Below are 12,564 nucleotides of genomic sequence, written 5' to 3'. Positions count from 1 at the left end.
CAACGGGTCCTCGGCCAATGGCTCCTCGGCCACCGGACCCTCCGGCACCGGCGCACTGATGCCGGTCCTCACCGCCAACTGGGGCCTCGAGCGCGCGTGGACGCTGGCGTCGTACGCCGCGTTCGGTGGCTACCAGGCGCTCGACGTGGCCCTGGGGATGACGCCGGAGGACGTCGTCGAGACGGTCAAGGCCAGCGGCCTGCGCGGCCGCGGCGGCGCGGGCTTCCCGACCGGCATGAAGTGGGGCTTCCTGCCCGCCGAGAGCGAGAAGCCGCGCTACCTGGTCGTCAACGCGGACGAGTCCGAGCCCGGGACCTGCAAGGACATCCCGCTGATGATGGCCTCGCCGCACACGCTGGTCGAGGGCGTGATCATCTCCAGCTACGCGATCAAGGCCAACCGAGCGTTCATCTACGTGCGGGGCGAGGTGCTGCACGTGATCCGCCGTCTTCAGGCCGCGGTCCGGGAGGCGTACGCCGCAGGTCACCTCGGCACCGACATCCACGGCAGCGGCTATGACCTCGAGCTGGTCGTGCATGCCGGAGCGGGTGCCTACATCTGCGGCGAGGAGACCGCCCTGCTCGACTCGCTGGAGGGCCGCCGCGGTCAACCGCGGCTGCGCCCGCCCTTCCCGGCCGTCGCCGGTCTGTACGCCAGCCCGACGGTGATCAACAACGCCGAGTCGATCGCCTCGGTGCCGGCGATCCTGAAGAACGGTGCCGAGTGGTTCGCCGCGATGGGCACCGAGAAGTCCAACGGCGTCGGGATCTTCTCGCTCTCGGGCCACGTCACCCGGCCCGGGCAGTACGAGGCGCCGCTGGGGATCACTCTGCGCGAGCTGCTCGACCTCGCCGGCGGGGTGCGGGCGGGCCATGAGCTGAAGTTCTGGACGCCCGGCGGCTCCTCGACCCCGCTGTTCACCGCCGAGCACCTCGACGTGCCGCTCGACTTCGAGTCGGTGGCCGCCGCGGGCTCGATGCTCGGCACCCGGGCGCTGCAGATCTTCGACGAGACGGTCTGCGTGGTGCGTGCCGTGCTGCGCTGGACGGAGTTCTACAAGCACGAGTCCTGCGGCAAGTGCACGCCGTGCCGCGAGGGGACCTACTGGCTGGCGCAGGTGCTCGCCCGGCTCGAGCAGGGTCACGGGTCCGAGGACGACCTCGACCTGCTGCTCGACCAGTGCGACAACATCCTGGGCCGCTCGTTCTGCGCCCTCGGCGACGGTGCCACCTCGCCGATCACCTCCAGCATCAAGTACTTCCGCCAGGAGTACCTCGACCACCTCACCCACGGCGGCTGCCCGTTCGACCCGGCCGCCTCGACCCTCTTCGCGCAGGAGGTCCTGGCATGAGCGAGGTCTCGACCGGCGACACCACGACTGTCAACCTGACCATCGACGGCATGCCGGTGACGGTGCCGGAGGGCACGTTGGTGATCCGGGCCGCCGAGGAGGTCGGCGTACAGATCCCACGGTTCTGCGACCACCCGCTGCTCGCACCGGTGGGCGCCTGCCGACAGTGCCTGGTCGACATCCCCGACGCCGGCAACGGCCGTGGCTTCCCGAAGCCGCAGGCCTCCTGCACCATCCCGGTCGCGGAGGGCATGGTGGTGGAGACCGACAACGCCACCGCCAGCAAGGCGCAGCAGGGGATCATGGAGTTCCTGCTGGTCAACCACCCGCTGGACTGCCCGGTCTGCGACAAGGGCGGTGAGTGCCCGCTACAGAACCAGGCGATGAGCAACGGCCGTGGGGAGAGCCGGTTCGACGGCCAGAAGCGCACCTTCGCCAAGCCGATCAACCTCTCCCCGAACATCCTGCTCGACCGCGAGCGCTGCATCGTGTGCCAGCGATGCACCCGGTTCGCCGCCGAGATCCCCGGCGACCCCGGCATCGCGCTGATCGACCGCGGTGCCCGTCAGCAGATCGGCATCGCCGAGGGCCGCGACTTCTCCTCCTACTTCTCCGGCAACGTCATCCAGATCTGCCCGGTCGGCGCCCTCACCTCGGCCGAGTACCGCTTCCGCTCGCGCCCCTTCGACCTGGTCTCCAGCCCCGGCGTCGCCGAGCACGACGCGTGCGGCGCGGCGATCCGGATCGACCACCGCCGCGGCAAGGTGATGCGGCGGCTGGCCGGCAACGACCCCGAGGTCAACCAGGAGTGGATCAGCGACAAGGATCGGTTCGCGTTCCGGTACGCCGACGCCGAGGACCGGCTGCGCTACCCGATGGTCCGTGACGCCGACGATCCTTCGACAGCCTCGGGGCACCGCGCGCCGTTGCGGCCGGCGTCGTGGCTGGAGGCCTTCGAGCTGGCGGCCCGCGGGCTCGCCGCGGCCGGTGGCGTCGGCGCGGTGGGGGTACTGCCGGGTGGCCGCGGGACGGTGCAGGACGCCGCGGCGTACTCCTCCTTCGCCCGGGACACGCTCGGCGGGGCCGACATCGACTTCCGTGCTCGGCCGCTGTCGGCCGAGGAGACCCGGTTCCTCGCCGAGCACGTGCGCGGCAGGAGCGAGGTCACCTATGCCGACCTCGATGCGGCCACCGAGGTGGTGCTCATCGGGCTCGAGCCCGAGGACGAGGCCGGCACGATCTTCCTGCGGCTGCGGGCCTCGACCCTTCGACAGGCTCAGGCCGGCGCGCAGCGGATCCGGACCATCGCCCCGCTGCTCTCGCCGGGCTCGGCCAAGCTGGGTGCCGAGCTGGTGCGTTGTACGCCGGGGGACGAGGCCGCCGCGATCGCGGGTCTGACCGACGTCGCGCCGACCGCCGTGATCCTGGTGGGGGAGCGGTTGGCCACCTCGCCGGGCGCGCTGGATGCTGCGGCGGCGCTGGCGGACACCACCGGAGCCAAGCTCGGCTGGGTGCCCCGGCGCGCCGGCGACCGCGGGGCGGTCGAGGCGGGCGCCTTCCCCCTCGACGCGCACGCACGCGATGCCGACCAGATCATCGAGGGTGTCCTCGCCGGCGACGTGCGTGCGCTGCTGGTCGGCGGCGTCGACCCCGATGACACCGGCGACCCGGCGGCGTTCCTGGCCGCCCTCGACCGGGCCGAGTTCGTGGTCAGCCTCGAGCTGCACCCCTCCGAGGTCACCCGCCGCGCGGACGTGGTTCTGCCCGTCGCTGCCGTGACCGAGAAGACCGGCACGTTCCTCACCTGGGAGGGCCGCCCACGGCCGTTCCCGAAGGTCTTCGACAAGCCCGCCACCTACTCCGACGCCGAGATCCTCGGCCAGATCGCGGACCGCTACGTCGCCATGGAGTCCGCCGCTCCGCCCCTGCCGGAGGGCCTCGCAGGCAAGCACCCGCGCCGCGCAGCGGCCGGGGCGGCCGTAGGCGCGGGGGCGTTCCGCCTGAGCACCTGGAAGCTGATGATCGACAACGGCAGCCTCCAGATGGGTGACAAGTCCTACGCGGCGACCGCCCGGCCCGCGATCGCGCTGCTGAGCCGCGCCAACCTGCACCGCCTCGGTACGACGGTCACCGTCACCGGCGATCGCGGCTCGATCACCCTGCCGGCGCAGGCGGCCGATGTCGCCGACGACGTGGTGTGGCTGCCGAGCAACAGCACCGGCCGCGGCGTACTGGCGGATCTGGCTTCGCCCGGCTCGGGCGTGGAGGTGACCTCGGCATGAGCCCGACGCAGCGGAGCCTGGCCGACTTCGGCAACGACACCTGGTGGGTCGTGTTGATCAAGGTGGTGCTGATCTTCGGGGTCTGCGTCGTCCTGACGTTGTTCAACATCTGGTGGGAGCGCCGGGTGGTGGCCCGGATGCAGCACCGGATCGGGCCCAACGTGAACGGCCCCTTCGGCCTGCTGCAGAGTCTCGCCGACGGTGTGAAGCTGGCGCTCAAGGAGGACCTGACCCCCGACAAGGCCGACCGGATCGTCTTCATCATCGCGCCGATCCTGGCGGTGGTGCCCTCGTTCGTGACGTTCAGCGTGATCCCGTTCGGGCCGGTGGTGGACTTCTTGGGCCAGCGCACGCCGCTGCAGCTGACCGACCTGCCGGTCGCGGTGCTGTTCGTGATGGCGATCGCCAGCGTCGGCATCTACGGCATCGTGCTCGGCGGTTGGGCGAGCGGGTCGACGTACTCGCTCCTGGGCGGTCTGCGCTCGAGCGCGCAGATGATCTCCTATGAGGTCGCGATGGGCCTCGCGCTGGTCTCGGTCTTCATGTACGCCGGCAGCCTGTCCACCAGCGCGATCGTGGCCGCGCAGGGCGACATGTGGTTCGGGCTGGTGCTGATGCCCAGCTTCTTGATCTACGCGATCTCGATGGTCGGCGAGACCAACCGGGCGCCGTTCGACCTGCCTGAGGCCGAGGGCGAGCTGGTCGGCGGCTTCCACACCGAGTACTCCTCGCTGAAGTTCGCGCTCTTCTTCCTGGCCGAGTACGTCAACATGGCGACGGTCTCCGCGCTGGCGACCACGCTCTTCCTGGGCGGGTGGCACGCGCCCCTCTGGATCGACCACGTCTGGGCGGGGGCGAACGAGGGCTACTGGCCGCTGCTGTGGTTCTTCGGCAAGCTGCTCGGCTTCGTCTGGGTCTTCATCTGGCTGCGCGGCTCGCTGCCGCGGTTGCGCTACGACCAGTTCATGGCGCTGGGCTGGAAGCGGCTGATCCCGCTCGCGCTGGTCTGGATCCTGGTGGTCGCCACCGTCCGCGTCATCGCGCTGGAGAACGGCTTCGACCCGCGCTGGGTCGCCGTACCCGCCGTGCTTTTCACCGCCGGCATGCTGGTCGTCCTGCTGCGCGGGCCGAAGGCTCCCGAGATGCCGGTCGCCGAGCACCAGGGGGCGTTCCCCGTGCCGCCGATGCCGATCGGTGGCGCTGTCCGCGGCCGCGCCGAGGCGCTGGTCTTCCCGTCCCCGGCTCCCACACGCTCGATCGAGGAGGCATCGTGAACATCCGCGAGAATCTGTGGGACCCGGTGGCAGGCTTCGCGGTCACCTTCACCACCCAGTTCAAGAAGCCGGTCACCGAGCAGTACCCGTTCGAGAAGATGCCGACGGCCCCCCGCTTCCACGGCCGGCACCAGCTCAACCGTCACCCCGACGGGCTGGAGAAGTGCATCGGCTGCGAGCTGTGCGCGTGGGCGTGCCCGGCGGACGCGATCTACGTCGAGGGCGCGGAGAACTCCGATGAGCCCGACGCCGAGGGCAACAGCCAGCGCTTCAGCCCCGGGGAGCGCTATGGCCGCGTCTATCAGATCAACTACCTGCGCTGCATCCTGTGCGGCCTGTGCATCGAGGCCTGCCCGACCCGGGCGCTGACGATGACGAACGAGTACGAGCTCGCCGACACCTCGCGGGAGAGCCTGATCTACGAGAAGTCCGACCTGCTCGCCCCACTCCAGCCGGGCATGGAGCAGCCGCCGCACCCGATGCTCCTGGGCGATGACGAGCAGAGCTACTACGCGCCGGAGAGCATCGTCCGATGAGTACGCCGCTCGGTTCTCCGGCTCGCCGGACTCGCTTCGCCGCCAGCGGCCCCTCGGCCCACCCATCGATCGGGGACCCCGCATGACGGCCACCTATGTCATCACCGCGCCGATGATGATCCTGGCGGCGCTCGGGATCCTGGTGGTCCGCAAGGCCGTGCACGCCGCCCTGCTGCTGGCGGTGGTGATGATCAACCTGGCCCTGGTCTACGCCAGCCTGGACGCGCCCTTCCTGTTCGCGGTCCAGATCATCGTCTACACCGGCGCGGTGCTGATGCTCTTCCTGTTCGTGCTGATGCTGGTCGGGGTGGACGTCTCGGACTCGGTGGTGGAGACGATCAAGGGCCATCGGGTCGCCTCGCTGGCGGCCGGCCTGCTCCTGGGCGTGCTGCTGGTGGTGATGATCGGGCAGCTCTCGCTCGGCACCATGAAGGGTCTCGCCCAGGCCAATGCCGGGGGCAACCTCGAGGCGCTCGCCGATCAGCTCTTCGGCCGGTACGTCGTTGCGTTCGAGGCGACCAGTGCGTTGCTGATCACGGCCGCGGTCGGGGCGATGGTGCTCGCGCACCGCGAGCGCACCGAGCCGAAGCCGTCGCAGGCCGAGCTGGCCCGCGATCGGGTCCGCAGCTACGGCGAGACCGGACTGCACCTCGGGCCGCTGCCGCCGCCGGGCACGCTGGCACGGCACAACGCCGTCGGTACCCCGGCGCTGCTGCCCGACGGCAGCCCGTCCTCGAAGAGCGTGCCGAGCACCCTGCACGGCCCGCGGGAGCTGGAGGAACACAAGTGAGCGACGTGACGCCGTACCTCATCTTGAGTGCGGTCCTGTTCACCATCGGCTGCACGGGCGTGCTGATCCGCCGCAACGCGATCGTGGTCTTCATGTGCGTGGAGCTGATGCTCAACGCCGGCAACCTCGCGCTGGTGGCCTTCAGCCGGCTGCACGGCAACCTCGACGGCCAGGTGACGGCCTTCTTCGTGATGGTGGTCGCGGCGGCCGAGGTGGTGATCGGGCTGGCGATCATCATGACCATCTTCCGGACCCGCCGATCGGCGTCCATCGACACGGCGTCCCTCGACAGCGTGAGCCAGCTCAAGTGGTGAGCGCACTGGTCACCCTCGTCATCGCGCTGCCGCTGGCGGGCGCGGCCGTCCTGCTCGTCGGCGGCCGGCTGACCGACCGCTGGGGGCCCTACCTGGCGACCCTGCTGCCGATCGTCTCCTTCGTCTTCGCGCTGATCCTCTTCCTGCACAACCTGAGCCTTCCCTCGGGAGGTGGGGAAGGAAGTCACGATGCTCGAAGCCACGTCGTCCACCTCTACACCTGGATCCAGACCGGTCGGCTCGACGTCGGCGCGGACCTGCTCTACGACCAGCTCTCCGGCCTCTTCCTGCTGCTCATCACCGGGGTCGGATCGCTGATCCACATCTACTCGCTGGGCTACATGGCCCACGACCCGCGCAAGCGCCGGTTCTTCGGCTACCTCAACCTCTTCGTCGCCGCCATGCTCACCCTGGTCCTGGCCGCCAACTACCTCGTGCTGTTCCTGGGCTGGGAGGGCGTCGGCCTGGCGTCGTACCTGCTGATCGGGTTCTGGCAGCACAAGCCCAGTGCCGCCGCGGCGGCCAAGAAGGCGTTCGTGATGAACCGGGTCGGCGACATGGGGCTCTCGCTGGCGATCGCGCTGTGCTTCACCACCTTCGGGTCGACGGCCTTCGACGTGGTCAACGCCGGGGTCGGCCACGCCAGCGAGACCCGGATGACCTGGCTGGGCCTGCTGCTCCTGCTGGGCGCCTGCGGCAAGTCGGCCCAGGTCCCGCTTCAGGCCTGGCTCCTGGACGCGATGGAGGGCCCGACGCCGGTCTCCGCGCTGATCCACGCGGCCACCATGGTCACCGCCGGGGTCTACCTGATGGTCCGCTCGCACGCGATCCTGGACGCCGCGCCCGGCGCCCGCACCGCGGTCGTGGTGGTGGCGGTGGTCACCCTGCTGTGGGGCGCGATCATCGGAACCGCGAAGGACGACATCAAGAAGGTGCTGGCCGGCTCCACGATGAGCCAGATCGGCTACATGATGCTGGCCGCCGGGCTCGGTCCCGCGGGCTACGCGTTCGCGATCTTCCACCTGCTCACGCACGGGTTCTTCAAGGCCAACATGTTCCTGGGTGCCGGCTCGGTGATGCACGCGATGGACGACGACGTGGACATGCGGCACTACGGCGCGCTGAGCAAGGCGATGCCGGTGACGTTCCTGACCTTCGCGATGGGCTATCTCGCGATCATCGGCTTCCCCGGGTTCTCGGGGTTCTGGTCCAAGGACAAGATCATCGACGCCGCCTGGCACCAGCATTGGTGGATCGGCGCCCTCGCGCTGCTCGGCGCCGGCATCACGGCGTTCTACATGACGCGGCTGATGCTGCTGACGTTCTTCGGCGATCGGCGGTGGCTCGACGGCGTGCACCCGCACGAGTCGCCGCGGGTGATGACCGGGCCGCTGGTCGTGCTGGCGGCGCTCTCGGTCCTCGGTGGCCTGATGCTGCTCGGCGGCTGGATCCAGGACTACCTGGCGCCCGTCGTCGGCGAGCCGCCGGAGGAGTCGGGGGGCCTGCCCGGCTGGGTGATCTCGGTGCTGGCGGTCGTGGTGGTCGCGATCGGCGTCGCGCTGGCCTGGGTCCTGGTCGGCAGGCGGCCGGTCCCGGCGACCGCGCCGACGGACGTCGCCTGGCCCGTGACGGTGGCCCGTCACGACCTGTACGGCGACGCCATCAACGAGACGTTCGTCGTCGAGCCCGGTCGACGGCTCACCGGTGCGCTGGTCCAGATCGACCGCTACGGCGTCGACGGCGTACTGACGGGTGGCCCGGTCGCCGTCGGTGCCTTCGCGGGCGTCTTCCGCCAGCTTCAGAACGGCTACGTGCGCTCCTACGCCCTCTCGATCCTCGGCGGCGGCCTCGTCGTCGTCCTCGCCCTGATGGTGGTGAACTGGCAGTGATCACGACGCTCTGCATCCTTCCGCTGGTCGGCGCGGTGTGCTGCTTCCTCATCGGGCTGCGGGCCCCCGCCGCGGCCCGTCCTGTGGCACTCGGCTTCGCGGTGGCCACCCTGGTGGCGGCGATCGTCGCGGCGATCCGCTTCGACAAGTCCGGCCGGGGCTTCCAGGAGAGCGTGGACGTCGACTGGATCCAGCGCATCGGCGTGCACTGGTCGCTGGGCCTGGACGGGATGGCGGTGCTGCTGGTGCTGCTCACCGCGGTGCTGGTGCCGATCGTGATGCTCAGCGCCTGGCGCAGCCACGACCACGGCTGGTTCGCCTGGGCGCTCGCGCTGGAGTCCTTCGGCCTGATCGTCTTCTGCGCGACCGACGTCTTCTTGTTCTACGTGTTCTTCGAGGCCACGCTGATCCCGGCGTACTTCATGATCGGCGGCTGGGGCGGACCCAAGCGGGCAGGCGCCGCGCTGAAGTTCCTGATGTACCAGCTGGGCGGCGGCCTGGTGCTGCTCGGCGGCGTGATCGGGCTCTACGCGGTCCAGGACGGCTCGCCGTCCTACCGGTTCGCCGACCTGCAGCACGTCGACATCTCGACGGCTTCGGGGCGCTGGATCTTCGTGGCGTTCTTCATCGGGTTCGCGGTCAAGGCGCCGCTGTTCCCGTTCCACACCTGGCTGGCCGACACCACCGAGAGCGCCACCCCGCAGACCAGCGTGCTGCTGGTCTGCGTGCTCGACAAGATCGGCACCTTCGGCATGCTGCGCTACTGCCTGGGACTGCTTCCCGACGCCAGCGCGTGGGCGACGCCGGTGGTGGTCACGCTGTGCCTGATCTCGATCGTGTACGGCGCGTTCCTCGCCATCGGCCAGGACGACATCCTGCGGCTGATCGGTCTGACCTCGCTGAGCCACTTCGGCTTCATCGCGCTGGGCATCTTCGCCTTCACCAGCCCCGCGCGCTCGGAGCAGGGCGCCTCGGGCGCGATCCTCTACATGGTCAACCACGGCGTCGCCACGGCGGCGATGTTCCTGGCCGCCGGGTACCTCATCCAGCGCCGGGGCACCGCGTCGATCCGCGGCATCCGCGGGGTGGAGCAGGGCGCGCCGGTCCTGGCCGGGCTCCTTCTGGTCGCGGGTCTGGCCACCGCCGGCCTGCCCGGGCTCTCGCAGTTCGTCTCGGAGATCCTGGTGCTGATCGGTGCCTTCGACTACCACTGGTGGGTCGGTGCCGTCGCCGTCACCGGCATCGTGCTCGCGGCCATCTACGTGCTGTGGATGTACCAGCGCACCATGACCGGTCCGCCGGACATCGCGGTCGCCGAGCCTGTCGGGGCCACGGTCGCCGAGCCTGTCGAGGTGCCTCGAGCGCGAGCGGTTGAGATCGCTGACCTGACCCGGGCCGAGGTCGCGGTGCTGGCGCCGCTGGTGGTGGCGCTGGTGCTGTTCGGGTTCTATCCGGCTCCGCTGCTGGACCTGGCCAACCCGGTGGTCACGGCCCTGCAGCCCGCACTCGCGGCGGTGGTCCAGTGAGTACGTTCCAACAGCCGCACCTGGAGTACGGCGTCCTGTGGCCGATCCTGCTGGTCTTCGCCCTGGCCTGCGTTGGCGTCCTGATCGAGGGATTCGCGCCGCGGCAGCGTCGGTTCGGGCTGCAGGTCACCATGACCGGTGTCGGCCTGGTGGTCGCGCTGGTGCGGGTCATCTGGATCGCCACCGACCTCAACACCGGTGGCGTCGCGCCGCACACCGTCGCCGAGGGTGCGATCGTGCTCGACGGGCCGGGAGTGTTCCTCTGGGGCGTGATCCTGGTGGTGGCGCTGGCCGGCGTACTCCTCTTCGCCGAGCGCCAGCTCGACGGCGGTGTCTCGGCGTTCGCCGGCCAGGCGGCCGCGCTTCCCGGCACAGCTGCCGAGCGGACCGCCTCCCAGCAGGGCATGGACCACACCGAGGTCTACCCGCTGCTGCTCTTCGCCGTCGGCGGGATGATGCTCTTCCCGGTCGCCGGCGACCTGCTGATGCTCTTCGTCGCGCTCGAGGTGCTCAGTCTGCCGCTCTACCTGCTCGTCGGGCTCGCCCGGCGTCGCCGGCTGCTGTCGCAGGAGGCGGCGCTGAAGTACTTCCTGCTCGGCGCCTTCTCCTCCGGCTTCTTCCTCTACGGCCTTGCCCTGGTCTACGGGTACGCCGGCACCCTCGACCTGGCCGGCATCGGCGAGGTGGTGCGGCACGGTGGCCCGAACCATCCGCTGCTGGTCGTCGGGATGGGCCTGATGGCCGTCGGACTGCTGTTCAAGGTCGGCGCGGTGCCGTTCCACGCCTGGACCCCCGACGTCTACCAGGGCGCGCCGACGGCCGTGACGGCATGGATGAGCGCCGCGACCAAGGTCGCCGCCTTCGGAGCGCTGCTGCGGCTCTTCATCGTCGCCTTCGGACACGACCGGCTCTCCTGGCAGCCGGTCCTGGGCGTGATCGCGATCGCGACGATGCTCTTCGGCGCGGCGATCGCGGTGGTGCAGACCGACGTGAAGCGGATGCTGGCCTACAGTGCCGTCGCCCACACCGGCTTCCTGCTCACCGGCGTGATCGGCTTCTCCGCCGGCAACGGTGACGGCGCCGACGCCACCCACGCGGTGCTCTTCTACCTGGTCGCCTACTCGGTGGCGACCATCGGCGCCTTCGCGCTGGTCACGGTGGTGCGCGACAGCAACGGCGAGGCCACCTCGTTCGCCAAGTGGACCGGCCTGGGCAGGCGCTCGCCGGTGGTGGCGGTGCTGTTCGCGCTGTTCCTGTTCTCGATGGCCGGCATCCCGCTGACGGGCGGCTTCATCGCGAAGTGGGAGGTCTTCACGGTCGCCCTTCGCGCAGGCTACTGGCCGGTGGTGGTGGCGGCGATCGTGGCGAGCATCGTCTCGGTCTTCTTCTACGTGCGGTTCGTGCTGCTGCTGTTCTTCGTCGAGCCGGAGACCTCGGGAGGGGCTGCCAACGGGTCCCTCGGAGCCGTCGCCGTACCGGCCTGGGGGAGTGTCGCCGTCATCGCGGTGTGTGCCGCGGGCACGATTTTCCTGGGCGTGGTTCCGGACCCCGTTCTGCATCTGATCGACAATGCGGGATCATTCCTCGGGTGAGCACTGCTGATCTGGCCCTGCCCATCTCCGACCAGGCCCTCGCCCAGCGCCTGAGCGCGCGCCTGGGGCTGGTGGAGAAGGCGCTGGCCGACCACGTCCGCAGCCGCTCCCCGTTCGTCAGCGAGGCCGCCGCGCACCTGCTGGAGGCGGGCGGGAAGCGGTTCCGTCCGCTGCTGGTGCTGCTCGCCGCCGAGACCGGTGACCGCGCGGACTCCGACGACGTGATCACCGCGGCGTGCGTCGTGGAGCTCACCCACCTCGCCTCCCTCTACCACGACGATGTGATGGACGAGGCCCTCGTACGCCGCGCCGCCGACTCGGCCAACGCGCGCTTCGACAACAACATCGCCATCCTGACCGGCGACCTGCTCTTCGCCCGTTCTTCCGAGCTCACCGCCGACCTGGGCGCCGACGCCGTCGGCATCCAGTCGCGGGCCTTCGCCCGGTTGGTCGAGGGCCAGATCCTCGAGGGGGTCGCGCCGGGTCCGGGCGAGGACCCGGTCGCCCACCACCTCGAGGTGGTCGCCGGCAAGACCGGCGCGCTGATCGCCACCTCGGCGCTCTACGGCGCTCGGTTCGGTGGCGCGTCGCGGGAGATCGAGGAGGCGCTGACGGCGTACGGCGAGATCGTCGGCGTCGCCTTCCAGATCTCCGACGACATCCTCGACATCGCCTCCGACTCCGTCGAGTCCGGCAAGACCCCCGGCACCGACCTGCGCGAGGCGGTGCCGACGCTGCCGGTGCTGATCGCGCGGCGGTCGACGGCGCCGGAGGACGCCCGGCTGCTGGAGCTGCTCGACACCGACCTCAGCGACGACGAGTCCCTGGCCGAGTGCCTCGCGCTGCTGCGGGCCCACCCGGCGATGGACGAGGCGCGCGCCTACGTGGTGGCGGAGGCCCAGAAGGCCAAGGCGCTGCTGACCGTCCTGCCGCAGGGGGCGGTGCGCGAGGCGCTGGAGCGGTTCGCCGATGTGGTGGCGGTGCGCTCCGCCTAGACCTCGGGCAGCGCT

At 70.4% G+C, this 12,564-nt stretch carries 10 protein-coding genes; all 10 read left to right on the top strand.

Features of this window, described 5'->3' with window-relative positions; translation table 11 throughout:
• Window positions 1-58 precede the first annotated feature (58 nt).
• Window positions 59-1,351, top strand: a complete 1,293-nt coding sequence (nuoF, locus tag H036_RS0102195; RefSeq protein ID WP_036487316.1) for an NADH-quinone oxidoreductase subunit NuoF — start codon at window positions 59-61, stop codon at window positions 1,349-1,351.
• Window positions 1,348-3,633, top strand: coding sequence for an NADH-quinone oxidoreductase subunit G (locus H036_RS0102190; RefSeq protein ID WP_017933133.1), 2,286 nt, complete (start codon window positions 1,348-1,350; stop codon window positions 3,631-3,633). Before nuoF ends, H036_RS0102190 begins: the two co-directional genes overlap by 4 nt.
• Entirely contained in the window at window positions 3,630-4,907 is a 1,278-nt protein-coding gene (gene nuoH, locus H036_RS0102185; RefSeq protein WP_017933132.1) for an NADH-quinone oxidoreductase subunit NuoH, read from the top strand. The genes H036_RS0102190 and nuoH overlap by 4 nt, the downstream gene beginning before the upstream one ends.
• Window positions 4,904-5,443 (top strand): NADH-quinone oxidoreductase subunit NuoI, encoded by a 540-nt coding sequence (gene nuoI / locus H036_RS0102180; RefSeq protein ID WP_017933131.1) that lies wholly within the window; start codon window positions 4,904-4,906, stop codon window positions 5,441-5,443. Before nuoH ends, nuoI begins: the two co-directional genes overlap by 4 nt.
• An 82-nt stretch (window positions 5,444-5,525) precedes the next feature.
• Window positions 5,526-6,233, top strand: coding sequence for an NADH-quinone oxidoreductase subunit J (locus H036_RS21550; protein WP_017933130.1), 708 nt, complete (start codon window positions 5,526-5,528; stop codon window positions 6,231-6,233).
• Between the two features lie 5 nt (window positions 6,234-6,238).
• A complete protein-coding gene (nuoK, locus tag H036_RS0102170; protein ID WP_026145768.1) occupies window positions 6,239-6,547 on the top strand; it encodes an NADH-quinone oxidoreductase subunit NuoK in 309 nt (102 codons plus the stop codon).
• On the top strand, window positions 6,541-8,436 hold the full coding sequence (gene nuoL, locus H036_RS0102165; protein ID WP_017933128.1) for an NADH-quinone oxidoreductase subunit L: 1,896 nt from the start codon (window positions 6,541-6,543) through the stop codon (window positions 8,434-8,436). Before nuoK ends, nuoL begins: the two co-directional genes overlap by 7 nt.
• Entirely contained in the window at window positions 8,433-9,962 is a 1,530-nt protein-coding gene (locus tag H036_RS0102160; RefSeq protein WP_017933127.1) for an NADH-quinone oxidoreductase subunit M, read from the top strand. Before nuoL ends, H036_RS0102160 begins: the two co-directional genes overlap by 4 nt.
• Entirely contained in the window at window positions 9,959-11,554 is a 1,596-nt protein-coding gene (gene nuoN, locus H036_RS0102155) for an NADH-quinone oxidoreductase subunit NuoN (RefSeq protein ID WP_017933126.1), read from the top strand. Before H036_RS0102160 ends, nuoN begins: the two co-directional genes overlap by 4 nt.
• A complete protein-coding gene (locus H036_RS0102150; RefSeq protein ID WP_017933125.1) occupies window positions 11,551-12,549 on the top strand; it encodes a polyprenyl synthetase family protein in 999 nt (332 codons plus the stop codon). Before nuoN ends, H036_RS0102150 begins: the two co-directional genes overlap by 4 nt.
• The last annotated feature ends 15 nt before the right edge of the window (window positions 12,550-12,564 follow it).

The sequence above is a fragment of the Nocardioides sp. Iso805N genome, assembly GCF_000364605.1.
Lineage (GTDB): Bacteria > Actinomycetota > Actinomycetes > Propionibacteriales > Nocardioidaceae > Nocardioides.
Note: the sequence above shows the minus strand (reverse complement) of the source record. Positions and strands in the feature narration are given on the sequence as shown.

Coding starts and splice junctions, on each gene's coding strand:
- nuoH (WP_017933132.1), top strand. CDS start 3,630: ATGAGCCCGACGCAGCGGAGCCTGGCCGACTTCGGCAACGACACCTGG.
- nuoF (WP_036487316.1), top strand. CDS start 59: ATGCCGGTCCTCACCGCCAACTGGGGCCTCGAGCGCGCGTGGACGCTG.
- H036_RS21550 (WP_017933130.1), top strand. CDS start 5,526: ATGACGGCCACCTATGTCATCACCGCGCCGATGATGATCCTGGCGGCG.
- H036_RS0102190 (WP_017933133.1), top strand. CDS start 1,348: ATGAGCGAGGTCTCGACCGGCGACACCACGACTGTCAACCTGACCATC.